Source organism: Orientia tsutsugamushi, from assembly GCF_900327275.1.
GTDB classification, from domain to species: Bacteria; Pseudomonadota; Alphaproteobacteria; order Rickettsiales; family Rickettsiaceae; genus Orientia; species Orientia tsutsugamushi.
Genome location: NZ_LS398548.1, coordinates 2,242,120 through 2,262,719, shown reverse-complemented (window position 1 = coordinate 2,262,719; position 20,600 = coordinate 2,242,120). Strand labels below are relative to the sequence as shown.

General features: G+C 30.0%; 12 protein-coding genes and 3 pseudogenes. 4 read left to right on the top strand and 11 right to left on the bottom strand.

From position 1 onward, the window contains the following. Window positions 1–120: 120 nt before the first annotated feature. From tsaB to efp, 3 genes are read right to left on the bottom strand one after another with little or no spacing between them, the layout of a single operon-like run. Window positions 121–849 (bottom strand): tRNA (adenosine(37)-N6)-threonylcarbamoyltransferase complex dimerization subunit type 1 TsaB, encoded by a 729-nt coding sequence (tsaB, locus tag DK405_RS11685; RefSeq protein ID WP_231967848.1) that lies wholly within the window; start codon window positions 847–849, stop codon window positions 121–123. Further along, window positions 842–1,627 (bottom strand): FIG domain-containing protein, encoded by a 786-nt coding sequence (locus DK405_RS11680; RefSeq protein ID WP_045912446.1) that lies wholly within the window; start codon window positions 1,625–1,627, stop codon window positions 842–844. Before DK405_RS11680 ends, tsaB begins: the two co-directional genes overlap by 8 nt. Continuing rightward, entirely contained in the window at window positions 1,624–2,193 is a 570-nt protein-coding gene (gene efp / locus DK405_RS11675) for an elongation factor P (RefSeq protein ID WP_011944714.1), read from the bottom strand. The genes DK405_RS11680 and efp overlap by 4 nt, the downstream gene beginning before the upstream one ends. A gap of 205 nt (window positions 2,194–2,398) precedes the next feature. Here efp and clpX point away from each other — a divergent pair, with 205 nt between their 5' ends. After that, window positions 2,399–3,652: an ATP-dependent Clp protease ATP-binding subunit ClpX gene (gene clpX / locus DK405_RS11670; RefSeq protein WP_045912447.1), complete on the top strand. Its 1,254-nt coding sequence runs from the start codon at window positions 2,399–2,401 to the stop codon at window positions 3,650–3,652. 228 nt (window positions 3,653–3,880) lie between these two features. Here clpX and proS read toward each other — a convergent pair whose 3' ends face one another. The 4 genes from proS to gap all read right to left on the bottom strand — a co-directional run bounded on the left by proS (window position 3,881) and on the right by gap (window position 7,820). Then, window positions 3,881–5,182, bottom strand: coding sequence for a proline--tRNA ligase (gene proS, locus DK405_RS11665; protein WP_045912448.1), 1,302 nt, complete (start codon window positions 5,180–5,182; stop codon window positions 3,881–3,883). 13 nt (window positions 5,183–5,195) lie between these two features. Beyond that, window positions 5,196–5,489: a hypothetical protein gene (locus tag DK405_RS11660; RefSeq protein ID WP_045912449.1), complete on the bottom strand. Its 294-nt coding sequence runs from the start codon at window positions 5,487–5,489 to the stop codon at window positions 5,196–5,198. 13 nt (window positions 5,490–5,502) lie between these two features. After that, window positions 5,503–6,723, bottom strand: a complete 1,221-nt coding sequence (locus DK405_RS11655) for a phosphoglycerate kinase (protein WP_045912450.1) — start codon at window positions 6,721–6,723, stop codon at window positions 5,503–5,505. An 80-nt stretch (window positions 6,724–6,803) separates the two neighbouring features. Continuing rightward, complete coding sequence (gene gap, locus DK405_RS11650; protein WP_045912451.1) at window positions 6,804–7,820, bottom strand: type I glyceraldehyde-3-phosphate dehydrogenase; 1,017 nt, start codon at window positions 7,818–7,820, stop codon at window positions 6,804–6,806. A 274-nt stretch (window positions 7,821–8,094) separates the two neighbouring features. On the opposite strand from gap, the gene DK405_RS11645 reads away from it, so the two are divergent. After that, a complete protein-coding gene (locus DK405_RS11645; protein ID WP_045912452.1) occupies window positions 8,095–10,551 on the top strand; it encodes a VirB4 family type IV secretion/conjugal transfer ATPase in 2,457 nt (818 codons plus the stop codon). Next, window positions 10,551–15,056 carry a hypothetical protein gene (locus DK405_RS11640; RefSeq protein ID WP_045912453.1) on the top strand — a complete coding sequence of 1,502 codons (4,506 nt, stop codon included), beginning with the start codon at window positions 10,551–10,553 and terminating at the stop codon, window positions 15,054–15,056. The genes DK405_RS11645 and DK405_RS11640 overlap by 1 nt, the downstream gene beginning before the upstream one ends. 601 nt (window positions 15,057–15,657) lie before the next feature. Here DK405_RS11640 and DK405_RS14770 read toward each other — a convergent pair. The 4 genes and pseudogenes from DK405_RS14770 to cyaY form a co-directional block, all read right to left on the bottom strand. After that, window positions 15,658–15,896, bottom strand: a pseudogene (locus tag DK405_RS14770) (transposase); the annotation flags it as partial. 525 nt (window positions 15,897–16,421) lie between these two features. Next, window positions 16,422–17,204 (bottom strand): annotated as a pseudogene (locus DK405_RS15245) (IS5 family transposase). A 271-nt stretch (window positions 17,205–17,475) separates the two neighbouring features. Further along, window positions 17,476–19,203: an ABC transporter ATP-binding protein gene (locus tag DK405_RS11625; RefSeq protein ID WP_231967839.1), complete on the bottom strand. Its 1,728-nt coding sequence runs from the start codon at window positions 19,201–19,203 to the stop codon at window positions 17,476–17,478. Then, window positions 19,196–19,528, bottom strand: a complete 333-nt coding sequence (cyaY, locus tag DK405_RS11620; RefSeq protein ID WP_045912455.1) for an iron donor protein CyaY — start codon at window positions 19,526–19,528, stop codon at window positions 19,196–19,198. Before cyaY ends, DK405_RS11625 begins: the two co-directional genes overlap by 8 nt. 483 nt (window positions 19,529–20,011) lie before the next feature. On the opposite strand from cyaY, the pseudogene DK405_RS14755 reads away from it, so the two are divergent. After that, window positions 20,012–20,316: pseudogene (locus DK405_RS14755) on the top strand (transposase); the annotation flags it as partial. Between the last annotated feature and the right edge of the window lie 284 nt (window positions 20,317–20,600).

Below are 20,600 nucleotides of genomic sequence, written 5' to 3'. Positions count from 1 at the left end.
GGAAAGAAATTATACAAAAAGTTAATAATCTTCGTAGGGCTATTTATAGGGTATATTGCTTGAGCTGTATGCGGACTAATTTGCTCGTACTATTCTTTGCCAAAAAAATCCCTCTTACGCTTACCTACACGCTAGTTTCCAATACTTAAAATCTCTATTACATATGTATAATGGACTAAGTTCAGTTGAATAACTTTGTTTTGATGCTAATAATTGATATGCTAATCTGCATACTGGTCTTGCATCATAATATGCAAATCGTGGTAAGAAGAAAATGTTATTTGGAATAGTTGTAGCAGTTGTAACTAATAACTCATATATCATCTTAGTTGCGTTTCCTGCACAACCAGATAGAGATTTGGTATTTAATATCAAGTTTACTGCTTCGGTAGCATCAATTAATACTGCTTGAAATGATGAGCTACTATTAAAATCAAATTTTTGTAGATATACCTTATTTCTATATGCATTAATAATAGCGAAGGCTATATTTACTCCTTTAATTTGTTGTTTAATAAGAAATTTTAATACCTCAAAGTCAGAGATAACTATAGGAACGATCTTGGATACTGTAATAATACCTAATGCTGCAGCAAGTCCTACTCTTATTCCAGTAAAGCTGCCTGGCCCTTGAGTAACAGCTAAGTAATCAATGTTTTCAAATGTTACTTTTGCTTGCATCATTGTTTCTTTAATCATAGAAATAAGATATTGAGCTTGCATAGCAGGTTCAACATTGTAATTAGCAGCTAAAACATTGTTATGATCGCTAATTGCTACAGAACAACTATTATTGGAAGTGCAAATGCCAAGAATTTTCATTTTATCACACTCATTATAATTATACACTTATTCTTATTGATGGTGCACAAATTACATTAATATTAGAACTAATCTTGTTAATTATGCCTCCAGCTCTAGTTACAATTAATTTGATTAAATCATCTGAATCGTAATTTTTTGCTAAGTGATCATATATAATAACATCAAGTTTACCTGTTAAAAATAATGTACATGCATATCTCAAACTACCAAAACACCTAATTTGTTCGCTTTTAATAATAGTATCGTTAATCTTCATTGGAATGGCCTTATGCCATGAATCAGCTAACATAAATTCCATTGCCAATAACTTAGATTTATTAGTTTTTAAACTTGGAACTCGTATCTTAAAACGATTTGATTGCTGATGGTTAAATTTATCAACCCATACTTCATTATTATCCATGTAGTAAATTTCTCCTATAGCTGGGAAATATTGTATTCCACATTGAATGTTTCTTTTTTGATGTACTATTTCATGCAGAGAAAATTCAATACAAAAAAATGGTAATGCTTTTTCTAAATTAATTAAGTTATCTATTAAATTTACTAATAAGTACTTACCATCTGGTAAATTTTGTATTTGTTGTTCGTGGTAAAAAATTAATTTTCCAATATCATTTTGCGAATACTTACTTACTCCTTCAATTATGCGTTTTTGAATTTGAATGCAAGAATGAATAACAAATGACCTTGTGTCACACTTAGTGTTTTGTATTACATCTAATTCGCTAAAATCTCTTAATAAAAAAACTGTTGCCTTTCTAATAATTTGTTCAAGTATATTAATAATAGGTAATGTCATTTAGCACGCTCAACAAATGAAATATCTTCTAGCTTAACAACGATTTTTTCTCCAGCGCTTAGATAAGGAGGAACCATGATTTTAGCTCCATTTGATAAAATTGCAGGCTTATATGAAGCAGTTACAGTTGCTCCCTTAATATTAGGACTAGTTTCTAGTATCTCTACTACTACAGTATGTGGTAAAACAAGCCTGATTGGCTCATCTTTATAAGTTTCTACAGTGACAACTGTATTTTCTAGTAAGAATGGCAACTTATTGCTAGCTATAATGCTTTTTTGTACTAGAATTTGTTCAAAACTTTCAAGATCCATCAGGACTAAGTGATTATTTTCTTGATAAAGATATTGGTAATTTCTCTGCTCTAAAGTTGCCTTCTCTAGATAATCAGATGAGCTAAACCTCTCATAAATTTTAGTGCCAGTTTTTAGATTTTTCATCTCTAACTGAATATATGCGCCACCTTTTCCAGGTTTAGTATGGTCTGGTTTTTTACTCACTATCCATAAATTATTTTGATATTCTAGAATATTACCCTCTCGAATAGCATTTGCCAAAATTTTCATAGTAACTGAATTTTAAAAAAGTTAATAGATGATGAAAGCTATAGTATAACTTAAAACTACTAAAACACAAGAGCATATAGAATTATCGTAATTATCTCTTATAGGCTTGAAAATTATGATTTATATATATATAGTAATCAAAAGGTAGTTTATTAAAAATCAAAATATAAGACCACTATAAATTTCTAAATAACAATATTAAGTTATGGCTAAAAAAATTGACAATAAAGCATTGTCCTGTTCATTTTGTTGTAAAAATCAAAATGAAGTTAAAAAATTAATAGCTGGATTTTCAGGCTTTATTTGCGATGAATGCATTGAGCTATGTATTCATCTAATTGAGGAAGAGCGTAAATCTAATTTAGCTATATCTAACTATTCAAAATTACCACCAAAAAAAATATATGAAGCAATTAATGCTCATGTTGTAGGGCAGCAGCAGGCTGCTAAAATTCTAGCTGTAGCTGTTTATATTCAGTGTATAAGGTTTGAGCATCGAGAATTAGCTGATCTTGTAGCAAAATCTAATGTGTTGCTTATTGGACCTACTGGTTGCGGTAAGACTTTAATAGCACAAACTTTAGCAAAGATAATTAATGTACCATTTGCAATGGCTGATGCTACTTCGTTAACTGAAGCGGGTTATGTAGGTGAGGATGTTGAGAACATTATTCTAAGACTATTACAAGCAGCAGATTTTAATGTTGAAAGAGCCCAAAAAGGAATCATATATATTGATGAAATAGATAAAATTGCTCGTAAGTCAGAAAACCCTTCTATTACAAGAGATGTATCTGGTGAAGGAGTACAGCAAGCTTTATTAAAAATTATGGAAGGAACTATTGCATTAGTGCCTCCTCAAGGAGGAAGAAAGCATCCTCAGCAAGAATTTATTCAAATAGATACAACTAATATGTTATTCATATGCGGCGGTGCTTTTACTGGAATTGAAAAGATTATTGAAGCCAGGACTTCACAAAGTACTATAGGATTTGAAGCAACAGTGAAATCAAAACATGATCAAGATTATAATCAAATTCTGAATAATCTTGAAGCTGATGATTTAACTAAATTTGGATTAATTCCTGAATTTTTGGGTAGATTACCTGTAATTGCTACATTATCTGATCTAAATCAAGAGTCTTTAGTAGATATATTAACAAAACCTAAAAATGCTTTAGTAAAGCAATATCAAAAACTTTTTGAACTTGATGGAGCAGAATTGATTTTTGAAGAAGAAGCGCTAGTAGCAATTGCTCAAAAGGCGTTAGCAAAAAAAACTGGCGCTAGAGGGTTACGTGCAATTTTAGAATGCGTATTATTAGATACAATGTTTGAGTTAAGTAATCTTAAAAATATGCAAGTAATAATCACAGCTGATATTGTCAAAAATAATCTAAAGCCTATTATAAAGCCTAAACTGCAAAAAAAATCAGCGAAAAAAAAAGTTACAGCTTAAACAAATCAGTGCAATTTAGTTAAGACAATTTCTTTCTTATGATTTTTACAAAGTAAGAAGCAAGCTTTTTTAAGATATAGCTTTTAATAAAGCTGAATTAAGAATTATAGTCATTTACAATGAAGTTTGAGCATAGAAAAAAGCGACAATAGCATCATAAGATTTACCAACAAGATATTTTATACGCAAACTTCATTGTAAATGACTATAGTAATTAGTTAGATAATATTAATGCTTAGATATTTCAGTTAATTGATTAATTAAAGCATCAATGCTTAATTTTTGAAGCTGGTTATTATGACGATATTTAAATTCTATAGTTGCAGTTTCAATAAAATTTTTGCCTATAATTATCTGATATGGTATACCTATTAAATCATGAGCAGCTAATTTATGGCCAGCAGAACTTGAAGTATCATCTAATAATGCATCTGTTTTTTGCTGAGTTAAGATTTGATATAGCTGATTTGATGTTTGTTTGCACTTATCATTATTAGGTAGTAAGTTAATAACAGAAACTTTAAATGGTGCAACATTTTGTGGCCATATTATGCCGTACTCATCGTGATTAGCTTCAATAATAGCACCTATTAATCTAGAGATTCCAATGCCATATGACCCCATTTCAACAGCTGTAAGTTTTCCATTTTGCATTTGAATACAAGCCTTCATTAACTCACTATATTTAGTTCCAAAGTAAAATATATGACCAACTTCTATTCCTGATATAGTAGATATTTTATCATTTGAAATCTGATTTTGATCAGTTTTATGCTTGTCTTCTGTAACTATGTATAATTGCTCTAATTTATTCAAAGATAAATCTTGGTTGTAGTCAAAAGGGTTAAATTTAGTGCTATCATAATATATTTTGCTATCACCTGTAGCAGTAATGATATGAAACTCATGACTTAATTTACCACCAATAGCTCCATTATCAGCCTGAACTGGAATAACTTTAAGACCTAAATCCTTAAAAATTTTCAAGTAAGTGAGATACATTAAATTATAACTTTGTATAGCAGAAGTTTGATCTATATCGAAAGAGTAAGCATCTTTCATTATAAATTCTCTGCTTCGCATTACACCAAATCTTGGTCTAATTTCATCTCTAAATTTCCACTGAATGTGATAAAAATTCTTTGGTAAATCTTTATATGACTGAATACAGCTTCTAAAAATATCTGTTATTAGTTCTTCATTAGTAGGTCCAAATAGGAGATCATTGTCATGTCTATCCTTGATTTTAAGCATTTCTTTTCCATAAGCATTATATCGAGACGATTCTTTCCATAAGCCGGCAGGTTGAATGCATGGCATTAGCAGCTCAATGCATTGAGCTGCATTCATATTTTTTCTAACAATATCCTGAATGTTCTGTAAAACTTTAACTCCTAGTGGTAACCAGTTATAAATTCCTGCACATGCTTGCTTAATCATACCTGAACGCAACATTAGTTTATGAGATATAATCTCAGCTCCAGCTGGATCTTCTTTAAGTAGTGGTAAAAAATATTGTGATAAGCGCATTAACTTGATTTTCTTAATTATATAGTTGCAATAGTTTTTTAGCAGATTCAGAAGATCCTGTATAAAAGATTTCTGATCTACTGTAATTTAACTTTAATAGCGTAAACAATGCTGGTATATCATCTTCAACATTGATTATTACTTTTGAGATATTATTAAATTTATTTTTTAATATTTTAAACAAATAATCAATAGTGAGTGCTCCTAAGTACTTAATACTACCTGGTGGATTAGTGATAATAACAGGAACATGAATACTATTTAGTTCTTTTATAGCATCATCGAGATTATAGACTATAACGATCATAATTACTATAACATTATATGTATTTAGCTGTATCTAATTTTTGCATCAAAGCTTCAACTCCTGGCAATGTTTTACCTTGTAACCATTCAAGAAAAGCGCCTCCTCCAGTTGAGATATAGCTAAAATCGTCAATAACTCCAGACTTTTTTATTGCTGATATGGTATCTCCACCACCAGCAACACTACAAAGGCTACCAGTTCTAGTTTTTTCAGCTATTGCTTTACTTAGGTAGGTTGAGCCATGATCAAAAGGTGGTTGTTCAAATGCGCCAACTGGTCCATTCCATACTATAGTTTTAGATATTTTTATTATGTTAATTATCTGAGCAATTGTTTTAGGACCAATATCCATAATTTTAGCATTAGATTGCATCACTAAAGAGGAGTTTAATTCTATTATAGTTATGTTGTTACTATTAAAATTTTGTATTACTGCATCGAACGGAAGTATTATTTTACAATTTGTCGAAGTTGCTTTTTTTAAAATTAGTGAAGCTACATTTACCAGTTCTGGTTTATATAATGATGCTCCAATATTAAAGCGCTTCATAGCTAGAAAAATATTAGCCATAGCACCAGCAACGATTAAATAATCTGCTTTAGTAATCAAACTATTCAACAAATCTAATTTTGTGGACATTTTTGCTCCGCCTATAATTACAGTAAATGGCTTATTAGCGTTACTAAAAATTGAAGTTAAATGTTTTAGCTCGCTTAATAATAAAAACCCAGCTGCTGAAGGTAATTTAGCTGGTAAACCACAAATAGATGCATGTTTTCTATGAGAGCAAGAAAAGGCATCGTTAACATATATATCCCCTAAGCTACTAAGTTCGCTAATGAAAGTAGCATCGTTTAGCTCTTCTCCTGAATTAAATCTTAAATTTTCAAGCAATAAAACTTCTCCGGCTTTCATCTTTATTATAGCGTTTTTAGGAGTTGCTCCAATTGATTCAGGACAAAATTGCACCTTAATATTTAACAATGCTTCAAGTTCAGTCACAACTGATCTTAGCGATAATGTTAATTCTATTCTACCTTTTGGGTTGCCAAGGTGTGAGATAATTACTACCTTTGCTCCATGTAAAATTAGATATTTTATTGTTGGTATAGTACGAACTATACGTGTATTATCAGTTATTTTACCGCCTTCTTGAGGTATATTAAGATCCAGTCTTAGTAAAACTACTTTATCTTTTACTATAACATCTGAAAGTTGTCTTAACTGTATCATAAATATTTCATACTTGTGTCAGTTTACATATATAGTCAAGGAAGTTGAATTACTGTGCTAGTAGTGTAATATTATTTCTTTCATTTCTTATCTCTGCAACATAATTCAACTGTTTTAACTATGTCTATTATACGATGCACAAACCCCCACTCATTATCATACCATGCTACTATTCTACCAAGATTTTTACCTACTACCTTGGTTTCATATGGATCAAATATAGCACTAAATTTTGAATGATTAAAATCTACTGAAACTAGTGGAGCTGGCGCTATATCAAGAATATCCTTCATATTAGCTAATTTAGCTGATTCTTTAATTTCATTATTGATAGATTGAACAGTAAGAGTTTTATGACTAAAAAAAGTAAAATCAATTAATGACACATTAGATGTTGGAACTCTAACTGAGGAGCCATCTAAACAGTTAGCTAATTCTGGTATTACCTCTTTCAAAGATGTTGAAACACCTGTCTTAGTTGGTATTATTGATGTAAAACATGATCTTGCTCGTCTAAAATCTTTATGACTATTATCCAAAATATTTTGATCGCTAGTATAAGCATGAACAGTAGTAATATGACCACATTGAATGCCAAATTTATCATTTAAAATTTTAACTATAGGAGCAACTGCATTAGTAGTGCAGGATCCAACTGATATAATGTTATGATTTGAATTGAGTAAATGATCATTAACTCCCACTATAACTGTAGCGTCAGCATTTTCACATGGAGCAGAGATAATTACTTTTTTTGCTCCAGCTGTTAAATGAGCTATGGCAGCACTTTTACTATTAAATTTGCCAGAACATTCTATAACTATATCAATGTTCTCTTTTTCCCATGGAATAGTTTCTGGTTTACTTTGCCTAAAGAGGCTAATCTTGCTTGTACTATTAAATAGATAATTATTATTATATTGAAATCTGTTTGTTAATTTGCCATGAGTTGAGTCATAATTCAAAAGATGAGCAATGATATCTAACTCTGCAAGGCTATTTGCAGCAACTAATTCAAGTCTACTATCCTGTAGCAAAGTGATTGCCCTAACTACTAATCTTCCAATACGTCCAAGACCGTTAACAGCAATTCTCATAAATTTCTTCTGCTTTTTATAAGTAATAATTTTACACTAAAAACTATAATATAATTATTTAGTGTCTGATAAACAATTACTTAAAGTTATATTTATTGATTTTAATTTACTAAAGATAATATGTTACAATGGTATAAATAATATAGTTTTATAGTAGTAACGTAGTAACATTGCTGTAATATTTACATTTTTTATTTAATTCTTGAAATGAAAATGTAGTAAATATCATATTAAATTAATATAGTATGCTAATAACAATATAAGCTTATAATTTATGGGGTTTATACATAAATTTTTACATAGTAGAAAAATAGATGCAAAACAGTTTGATAGCAATGCTCAGAACTTTATTCCTATAACTTGCCACTACAATGATGAAACTTTATTAACTAAAAATGGCGAATTGATTCAAATATTACAAATAAAAGGTATTAATTCTGAATATACTAATAAGGATTTATTGGGTATTAGAGCAGCAATACGTAATGCTATTAAAAATCATATTAATAATAGCAACTTTGCAGTTTGGATACATGTTGTAAGACGATGTGATAATATTGATGACTCTACTCCTTACAGTCAAGCATTGCCAAATTTTATTCATAACATTTGGAGCAAAAAAAACTACTGGCAAGATAAATTTGTTAGTACATTATATATCTCAATTGTGCATCATGGATGTAACTTAAATATTAGAAACTTAGATAGTTTTTTGAACTCTTTATCGTTTAAGACATTGGATAGTTTTTATGATAAGTTCATAGCATCTGCATTAAAAAATTTATCCATGGCTATAAATAATATAATAACTGAGCTGCAACGTTATAATCCATGCAAGTTAAGTATTAAAATTGATAATAATAAAGTATATTCTGACCTTTTAAATTTTTATAAAAAAATAATACAACTTAATACTGGGTTAATAGAAGTAAAAGATGTTGATTGTGCTGTACAGTTAGCCACTCATAAATATTCTTTTGGAGGAGACAAAATAGAGGTTATACATAAACAAGAAAAAAAGTTTGCATCTATTTTAGGTATCAAGGAATATCAAGATATTAAAGATGAATTAGTGAGTAAGTGCTTACATGCTCCAGTCGAATTTATTGCTACAGAAATTTTTTATTTTGCTGACCAAGTAAAAGCTATTAATAGTTACTCTCAACAAAGTAAAATTATCAGTGCAAGTCGTGACAGTGAACTAGCTCTATTCAAAGGAATAGAGCCAATTGTGAATTCTGATAACACATTACCACAGTTTTGCCATCAACAAATTAGCATAATGATTATGGCTGATAGCATTGATCTGCTTGAGAGTAGAGTAGCTTATATATCACAAAGATTAGTAAAACAAGGTATAATACATGTTCGAGAGGATATTAATCTAGCACAAACATTTTGGTCTCAGTTGCCAGGTAATTTTAATTACATTAGACGTGTTTCTTATAATATTATTGATAATGTAGCTGCTTTAGCGGCATTACATCATTATCCGGTTGGCATGCAGCATAGTCGATGGGGTAGATCTGTCACTATATTTCGAACAGAATGCGGTACTCCTTATTTCATGAATTTTCATGATGAGAGTGCAAAAGGGCATACTTGTATAATTGGTGGAGCTCAATCTGGTCGAGCTACTATCGCTAATTTTTTATTGTCTGAAGCATCAAAGTATTCTCCGACTATACTTTATTTAACTAATAGAAATAATGCTCAAGTTTTTATAAAAGGAATAGAAGGAACATGGTACAATGGGCGTGATTTACCATTTAATCCATTAAGCTACTTAGAAAGCTCTGATGACTTATTAGAACTATTTAAGATAATAACAGGTAATTATTTTAATAATTTAACTGATAGTGAAATTGAATGCATTACAGAGTTAGCTATTGCAGTTATGGATATGCCACCTGAATCGCGTTCTTTGATTAAAATTATCAAAGATTTTAATTTTAAGGCTTATAGTGCTGGAGCTAGTGTAAAGAAGCGTATTAAGTTATTTATTAGTGATGATAAATGCAGTAAAATTTTTAATCAATCTTCTACTTTAGAATTGCAAGATAATAATGTAACTGCTATAAACTTAGCTGATTATACTGATTATCAATTTAATCAATCTTATACACCTCAAGTAGGAGAAAAGCCGGAAATTTATCATAACAAATTACAAACTTTGCACTGTCTAAGGTCTGGAATTATATTTTCTTTAATAAAAAAATTCAGCTTACTAGCCTCTCCAGAGCCTAAAATACTAGTTGTTGATAATATGCCTGATTTAATAGTAGAGCAAGTGTTTATGAACTTAATTAAACAAATCACTGAACAACTATCTGAAAATAATGGAATAATTCTTTCTGTTGTTCAAGTAAATCAGAATGATCAATTTTATTATTCTGATTTCTGGAAGAAATGGTTAAAGTTTAATAATACTAAAATTATACTACCAACTAATATAAGAAATTTACCTATTGCTGAAATCTGTAACCTAAGTACTAGAGAAGCTAAAAAATTTAATACTATTTCACCAAATTCTAGATTATTTATGGTAAAACAAGATAATAATTATGTTATTGTAGAACTTAATTTGGAAGGGTTTCCAGCAATTAGAAAGCTTCTATCAGCTGAAGAAGATGATTTGAATCTTTTTCATAAAATTATGCAAAAAATAGGCGATGATGCTCCTTCAGCTTGGTTAAGTGATGTTTATGATCAGTTTCAGAACAGTGAGTAATGAAGCCACAACATATCTTTTTAGTTATAATTGTTGCTGTAATTAATTTTATAACCGTTGCTAATGCTACAGCTTCGATCTGCACATGGTTTCGTGGAAGTAGGACTGAAGCTTGGAATGGAGATAATGAAGCTCTTCAAGGCATTATAAAAAGAAGAAAACATTTATCATTCTGGCAAAAAAGGGAAAAACAGTTTACAAGCACAGAAAATTGCCCACCATATAATAAGTATGGAGGTAGAAGAGGATGCTTACTAAAATTTGAAGAACCAGCAACAATATTTGATTCAAAATTTTGGACAACAGTAGTGGACAATAGCCAAACTCCTGATTGGTATTATGCTCCAGGATATTTACGATATTGTGGTGAAAAAACTATGGCAACATCATATTTTAATCCTAAAATTAGAGTAAGGCATCAAAGCTGTAATGCTATTGCTTGTTGGCATAATGATTCTAACTTATCACACGGCGATTGTGCTGTTTTTGCAACAAGTTTAGGTATTCCGCTATTAAGAATATGTGCTAGAATAGCTATACCAGATACTACATCATTTGATCAGAATGAAAAGTCTATCTGCGCTTCTGATTCAATAACAAATGATCCTTTATGTCAATATAATGCTAAAGATGATCCTGGCTATACTAGGTGTTATCACTTGAATCTTCAAGGAAGACAAGAGCTTGATAAAATTTATGATAGTGTAGATGATAATTGTCAAGCTCGAATAATAGCTCCTAAATTATGCTTATATGTTGATCCTTCACTTACATCATTATCATCATTATTAGACCCTTTTGATTACAATCCTGTAAGTCAACCTTTACATTCTGGAAGTCAAATTTTTCCTGTTGGTAAAATATTAATTGAATTAGTAAATGCTGGAACTAGCTTAGCAGATGCTTTGGTAGCATTAGTTGGCATTGTAGTAGACAAAATTGGTTTAAGTTTTTTAAAAGATGTAGTGCGATTTATTGGTAACGTTATTCAATTTATAGGTAGCGCATTTGTAGATATACTAAAGGATGTTTTTGATCTAAATAGAGTTGTAAATCCTGAAGTGCTAGGATGCGTTGAATTGCCTCTTGGGCCGCTACCACCTCCTTTTTATAATGAGCTTCAAAAAACAGCTTCTGGAAAAGTTGAGATTATTCCTATTTGTAGTAAGGAAGAACTTAATCTAGAAAACAAGGAGAATATAAATGTTGCTAGTAGTCAATGTGCTGTTTCTAATATTCATAATAATATTATTAGTAATGCTGTAAGAATTAGTAATAGTAATCAGTTACCTCTTTGTCAGAATGGCGAAGAAGGAGAAAAAAGCTATAAAGCTAATCAGTGCGTTAAAATTCAAAATATTGAACTGCTTGGCCCTTCAGTAATCAGAAAAAAATATAATGATGTTTTAAAACTATGTAAGTATGGTAATTCTGATGAGCCATGTGTTAATTATAATGGTTGCGAAGATTCAGATAAGCAACTAGCTGGTTGCCAAGGAAGAGGATTCAGAGTGTTATATGCAACTAATATCAAAGGAAAAGTAGTTGATGATATAAGTCAATTAGAGCCATCTGAGAAATTTAATTATTGTTTACCAGATTGTGTAGGTGCAAGATGTCCAATTCCAGCCAGTCCTGGAGCAGATAGTTGCTGTGAAGGGGCACAATTATGTCAACAAGTATATGGAGTAGACGTTGGTAATTTCTATGATATAAAGTTAGTGTTTCAACAAGATAAAGTTAATGAAGGAAAGAATGGAGTAGTAAAAGAAAGCATTAAGTTTAATGGTAAAGATCTGATAGCATTAATAACTCGTACTACTCGGCCTATATGTCAAGAGTTGCTTCAGAGTTCAGATAGCAACATTAAATGCGATGATGCACAAATTATTCATGAACAAACTTCAGATGATATCTGTGTATATAATATTAATAACACAAAAAAGCCATTAATTGGTTGTGTAAAGCGTGCTGCTCCGCCTTTGCCTACTGCTTTCAAATGTAGAAATAGTAAAAATAATCATTTTAAGCCTGACATTGGTATTAAACTTGAAGTGAAAGAGTCTGAAACAAACTATTCACTTGAAGGTTGTATTGAAGCAAAGCATAGCCATCATCAAAATAGGACTAATGATGTTGAAGATGATGAAAATAATAATCAATTTAATATTAATTTAGCAGGATATGATTACAATGCTTATGTTACTGATCATAAAGGTTCTGTATCACCAGATGTAGGTACTAAGTGGGGCAAGTATGATTCAGAAGCTCCTAAAGATGCTCAAGATGTACAATCACATAATGCAAAGTATCGTTATCTTAAAGGAATAGAGTTTATAAATAATGAGTATGTAGTAGGAGGTAAGCTTATTTGCGTTAACCAAAATAGCAATGCTATTCCTAAATGTCCTTTGGATGAGAAGATGTGTGTATTAGCTAAAGTAAAAGAGAATCCAGAATGTATAAAAGCTCAAAAAAATAATAATACTCAACAAAATTTTGGACCAGAAACTTGTAAAGAAGTTAGCCAATCAATTGAAGATAGAGTAGACCCTAGAGAATTTGCATTATGTAATGAGGAAAGTGCTAATTACCCAAATTGTTTTAAACTAGGCACTAATGAGCATTATCAATTAACAAAAACTGGCTTTGGCAATTCTAAGTCATTATCTGATAGGTCAATAAAAACTGAGGAAGATATAATGCAGACTATAGGTAATTGTAGTAGCGAAACAGTGGAATCTAAAGAATGTGTTTCATATTCTCCTAGAAAATATATTTATAGATTTAATACTGTACAGGAAGTTTTAAAATGTAAGACAGATCATTCAAGATGTACAGTTAATGTGCGAAGCTGTACTAATGATGAATTAATGGATAGATCTAATACTCAACTAACTAATGATGCTGTAAAGTCAGAAACAGCATTAATCGGCCTTTTCAAAACAACTAATAATTTAATTTGTAGCGGTGTAATTGATAAAGTATGTAAAGATGTAAAATATAAATGTCAACCAAAATTCACTATATCAGACAATGGTACAGTTATAGCTATTGAAACATGTACAGATGATGCTTCTACTTCTGCGAATAAAAAAAAGGCAGCACCTATCACTGATTTTGTATGTAGTACTACTAAATTAGAGTCTTGTGATAAATTATCTGAGAGTAAATTTTATACTTTCACTAATAGTCATGAAAATCTGATACGTCATTATAATAGTGCTAATTTATTGGGTGAACTAGTTGAAACGAAAAAATATGTTAATAAACTAGATACTAAAGCTGTATTAATAGATCCTAAATTTTGTGGCAATAGAATTAAGCAATGCCCTGAAAATAAGCACTGTACTATATTTGATGAAGGTAAAAAGTTTATTCTAGGTGATGAACAAGAATATGTAATAAAACGTTGCCAAACTCAGTTGTGTTATGCAAAAACTTCAGAAGAGAAGAAGGTTGATAAAGATGATGCATTAGTTAAATCACCTTATGAAGGTGATGGCAAAACAAGATTTCGTAGCAAAAATGCGCTAGAGCTAGGATTATGTCAAGTAATACCAGATATACCAAAATGCAAACAAGAGGAAAGCTATAACGCAATATGGCCAGAAACTAATCCAGGGGATCAAGCTATAGGAAAATGCAAGCAAGGAACTAATCCAAGGATAAAATATATTCCTATTAATAATGATTCTCTAAAGAGACTTTGTCTATTTGATCCAGCTATAGATGCAAATTCAAATGTTCATTTTACATCTGGAGATACAGCAAAACCAGTTTTTGAGCTTCCAAAGAAGAAAACAGTTGGATGCAAAGAATATAAAGTGAGATGCTCTAAAATATCAGAAAACGGGGTTATATGGCCAGCTGTTGAAGTAGATGCAACATCTCAACCAAAATGCGTAAATTCAGCTTATAAACTATCTAATCCAAATGCAACTAGAAAGTGCGAACTAGATCGTAAAAATAATCCTGTATTTACAAGTCCGACAGCTAATGTAACTTGCTTTCATCCAAATGAGTGCAATAGACTTGTAGATACAAAAAATGGAGTTGTATGGCCAGAAGCTAAAGTAGGAGAAATATCTCGTGCAAAATGTGCAAACGAAAATCATAAACTATCCCATCCAACTGCACGTAGAAAGTGTGATAATGAAGGAGGTAGCCCTAGACTAGCATTACACGCAATAATAGATGCTGAAGATTCCAGAACAAGAGGTCACATAATAAGATATATTTTAGCATCTAAGATAACTTGTTATGATCCAAATAAGTGCTCTGAAGTATTAGAAAATGGAATTATATGGTCAGAAGCTGAAGTAGGTAAAGAATCTCGTCCTCGATGTGAAAATCCAGATTATAAAGTATCACATTCTGTGGTAACTAGAATGTGTTTAAATGATAATGGGGTTCCTAAGCTAGCATCTACGGTATCATATTCGCTTTATCCAATTGGTCAAGGCAAGGCTTCTGTATCTTCTATAAAGTGTGTACCAAGGTGAGGCTAATGAGCTTTATAGAATGAAAACGAAAGTAAAATATCAAGCTCATTTTAAATACTAGGTTAGAGTAAGAAAAAAGATGCTTAAAACTTGAAAAAGAAACAGAAATTTTATTATGGTTAAAAAGATAAGAAAGCAATGCAGAAAGAACATTAGTTTTGAAAATACATAATCGAACAAACCTGTGATGAGTATGGTCAATATGGAAAAGATTTTTTAACTGACCACTAATAGTTTCTAAAGAGGTCTAATGTACCTTTTATTAAGAAGTAGAGGTTTTATATGATGAATTACTTTTTCTTCCATGTTAGATCTGATTTTTGTAATCAGCTCTAAACATTGATTAGCAAATAAAGCAGAGAGTAGAATGAGTAAGTATGTTAACACAAATAGTTGAGTGATAAAAAAGATAAGAACGATGTCTATAGCAAAGATTTTTAAGTTAATGAAATACTTTTAGTAAGGAAGAGAGAAAAAGTAACTTTAATACTATACATAAGCGTAAAAGTATATAATCTTTACTTTGCATTACTATCGTTATATCAAATTTTGGATTACTAAAATAATTTATTATTGCTTCTTCATTCATAACACCAGAATAGGATAATGGAGTAGTAGAGAAGGAAGAGGAGATAATGTGATTAAGTTTGTAGATAGAATAACTTGCAAGAGAAGCACAATTATATGAACCAAGAAATTAATGTGAGAACAATGTCTAGTATGCTATAAATGAAGATGTTTTTTGAAAACGCTAAATACAGACCTAATTAATGAATGTTTATTTAATAAAAGCTTATCTTCTATGTCAAATAAATATGTTTTCATATCTTTATGAAGATTGTGCGATGTAAGGTTATATATACGATTGTTTGACTAAGGAAAGATAAACCGTTCTATCAACAGAAGCTTACTTGGCATATGCAAAGAAGTGATTTGATGTATAAAAGTCTATGTACTCGGCTTGAAAGGGATTGGAATTGCAAGATGAAGATTAGACTGCTAGTATCTCATAACATAGTAAAAAAGTTTGAAAAGCATATCCAATAAAGAAGAATAGAAGTTAGTTTTTATTAACTTTTACACTTTATAGAACCTACTATTAACTTGTGTTAACTTTTATTAGTTTTTATAATTAATCCTCAACTTTGATTATAAATATATTTGCAATAATAGGTAAAAAAATTTAGAAAATTTGGAGCTAGTATTCAATCTAAGATTAAACTGAGGATCAAGCTTATGCAACTCAAGATTAACCAAGATGTTTTCAAGTTAGGTATATTACGAACAAATTGGTATTAAAAATTTGATTCAAATAAAAAGCATAATGCTGTTTAAGTAATTGTAATAGACCTCTTTCGAAACTGGTTAAGGTAGATCAAAATTATAAATGCCAGAGATCAAATTAAATCTAAGACCGAATCTTTTACATCTATTTCGATATTTATCAGCAATAATTTTGAACCGTTTTAGCATACCAATAACGTTTTCATTGACAACTCTTTCTCCTGCTAACCTACGATTATTCTTTTTATCATTTTTAGTTAAAGGATTTTTCTTGCTTTTTTTTTGGTAATTCAGAATTATTATAAATTTTTTGTATACCTTGATATTCTGTAATTGAATCAGTAATCGCTTTAACATTAGGATGGATAAGAATTTTGGATTCCTTAAATAATCTAAAGTCATGCTTTTTACCGTTAGAAAAATTTGTACATATTACTTGATGCGTTTTCTTGTCTATCACTATTTGAGTTTTTAGTGTATGCCTTTGCTTCTTTCCTGAATAATAGAATTTTTGTTTTTTTTAGGTCTTTCTATAGTACTCTCAGTAGCATCAATCAAGACTACTTCATAATTCATATCGCTCTTCATTAGAGCTTTACGCGACCTGGAAGAGCAAAGTTTGGGTGTTTAACTAGGGTGTCTTCTACCCATTTATGGAAGTAAGTACGGTATTCTCTAAGGTATTCTAAGGCCATCAGCAACTGTTCCTTCAAATTAAGCTTATTTTTACGCCAACTTTTTGATTTCTTAAGACCATCAGCTTTCCTCAAAATATCCACCATCTTTGCAAATGTTCCCTTCCTTACTAATTGTTAATCAACGAAATTTTTCATCACCTAACTCTTTAATCTGATCTAATTTCATTATTACTTCAAATCAGATTTTTATAACACAATTTTACATCATTGTCTAGTTTCGAAAGAAGTCTAATGTTTATTAATTAATATAAACATTACAATATAGGTAATTATGGCTTCAATAGCATTAAAGTTTACAAAACTGTCGTAATAAAGAAGCGTTTGCACATCTCTGTCATAAGAACAATACGTGATGTTTTGGTATCATATGGCTCAAGCATCTTTAAGTTCAATTCCTATTGAACCTGTTCTACTCTATAAGTTTGTTAACACTGCTATTATGCTTTACAATTAGAAGAGTTAGTTCTTCTTCTTATGAGTTCTTGATATAGCTGGCAATGCTGCATTAACTCAGCATGATTGCCTTGAGCATTAACTTTTCCATTGTCTAGTACTATAATATTATCTGCTTGCTCTATAGCACTAATTCTGTGTGTAACAACAATTATTGTTTTTTGTGGAGAAATACTACGAAGATTATTTAAAATTATCTTTTCAGTTTTACTGTCAATAGCATTAGTAGCCTCATCTAAAAGCATTACAGGAGCTTTAGTAATTAATCCTCGAGCAATTGCTAATCTTTGTTTTTGGCCACCTGACAGCATATTTCCTTTTTCTCCGATAAAGCTATTCAAACCATCTGGCATTTTCGTTAAAAACTCATCAAGCAGTGCTACTTGTATAGCATATGCAATATCCTCACTACTTGCATGTTGATTTGAGAAAAGAATATTATTTTTTATTGTATCTGAAAAAATATAAGTCTCTTGTGGAATGTAACTGAAATTTTTTCGCAGTTGAGGCAAGTGAACTGAACTAATATCTACATTATTTATTTGAATAGTGCCTGTTGTAGGATCATAAAACTTAATTAATAGTTGTAATATTGTACTTTTACCAGCACCAGATTTACCAACTATGCCAACAAATTGACCAGGAGCAATTGACAAACTACAATTGGATAGTATTGCAATATTTGGCCTTGATGGATAGGAAAAACTGACGTTGTTAAATTTAATAACTCCATTATGGAGATCGTTGGTTGATAAATTACTTTCAACACTATCAATCTCAAATAAGCTAAAAACTTTTTCTGCAGCCATAAAGTATCCAGGAAATTTTGCAAATGATTCGATAATGCCTCCTAAACTCGCTACTGCAACAATTGCATAATAAAGGAATGACGTTAAGTCTCCAGATGACATAACTCCAACAGCTATATCATTGCTACCAAGCCAAATAATAAAAGTAACAGCACTAATAACTAACGCCATTGTTAGTGCAAAGAACATTGATCTTAACTTTATTTTACGTTTAAACTCAACAAAATATTCTCGTTGAATTGTATTAAGTGTATCAACTTGATGTGATTGCTGATTAAAAGCATATATTAATTTGATATTATTAAATGATTCATCAATCTTAGAATGAATTTTTAATAGCTCAAATTGAGTAATATGGGCTAAAGTGCGAATATAATGCCCTATTTTTATCATTGGCAATGCTATAGTGATAAACATTATTATTACTAAATAGGTAAACTTATTACTTTGCGCAAACATTAGCATTAAGCTTCCAAGAAACATAATACTGTTTCTAAGAATGAACGAGAATAAATTGTTAATAAGTTCTCCAATATTATTAATATTTGATAAAAGTCTATTATTAATGTCTGTAACTTTTAACTTAGCAAAAGTGCTAATTCTTAGTTTTAGCAAATGCTTAAATAAGTCTGATCTAATATCTAATATTAAATTTTCACTAATACTATTAATTGTGAAAGATCTAAGAAAGCTAAATATACTGAATATTACAATTGTAATGCTGATTTGAGCCATAATTATATTAACACAACTACAATTATGATCTATTAAAAGTTTAATTGCACTGCCTACATAAAGCAATGATCCAGAAACCATAATTAAAGATATTAATACAATAAAAATTTTAAATCTATAAGGTTGAAGATATTTAAGGAATAAATGTAATATTTTATAATTACTCATTAGATGCATTTAAATGAATATTAAAACCTGTAAGTTGATTGATTTCTGTTTGTAGTAAAGGCCATATATCTTGCTTATCACGATTAAGCCACTTATTGTCAATATAACTAAAATGATGAGGTCCGCTTATTGGAGATACTAACCATATTTGACGAGCAAATGTGTGACCAGTAATAACAAATTGCTTAGTTGATATAGTGATATATAAAATCATTTCATCAATGAAGTTGACATCAATTATCCCATCCAAGTCTTGCAATATGATACTATCAGCAATTTGACTAATGGCTTGACTAGCTAGTACTATAAAATTCCTTTCTAGCATAAACTACAACCTTATTAATAATATATAAATAATATTACGTTATTTTAATAAATCAAAATAAATTTATATTAGATATCTTTCCAAACTAGCGTTAGATTCAAAGTTACAAATGTAAGCAATAAGGTATAAATACAAATCTAAACTTTTATACCTGTTTCGATACCTTTAAGAGATTATTTTGAGATGTTTTAACATGTCAATAACATTTTTATTAAGAAATCTTTAAATAAAGGATTAGGTGTTAAGGCTGTAAATTTAAATACTCAGTTTTGAACAGTGCTGGTCAAACATTTTATTATTCCAGAATTAGAGATGCTTCATGAAAAAATAAAAGAAATAATTAATGCATTTTTCGCTAAATTAGTCCTACCAAATAGATTTGATAAAACAAGTACAGTGCCGCAAGTCTATTATTGGAATAACTAGAGTTAGAGATACCGTGTTAAAAACCAAGAAAAGAAATAATAATTTTATAAAAAAAATAAAGAAATAGAACAGATGATTAATGATCATATTTAAGAATAACTAAATATCTTTTCGATAAAGCTGCATTACTTGCATAAATACCAGGTGTAGAATCAAAAACATAAACTATAGTTCTTGCTTTTTTAGCTAATATTGAAAAATTTAATTCTGCTAAATAAGTTGTAACTTTTGTAGGTCTTGATCCTAAGCACAGCCAATCCTGTAGTACTGTGTGTGGTGTTAGTAGAATCTCTAGAACTTGTAATTCAGATCTACGTAAAGCTTTTATAAACTTCTTATTTAGTTTTCTGCCTTATTCTTGTTGACAGTATCTAGAAACTTTGATTACTATTTACATAGTGAATATAATTAAATATATATGTTTATTTAAATTATTAGCTATAGATTTACAATAAATATGTTATTTTACTAGGAGTAAAATTGTTATGGCCAATGATCAAGATTTATCCAATCCTAAATATTTATATACTGAAGATGATATTAATCAGCTGTTAAAGCATTATTTAGGTTTAGATGACAGGATTAGTATAATACAGCATGTTGCGCTAAATGAAAGTATGCTGCTTAAGCAGACTTTACATCAAGT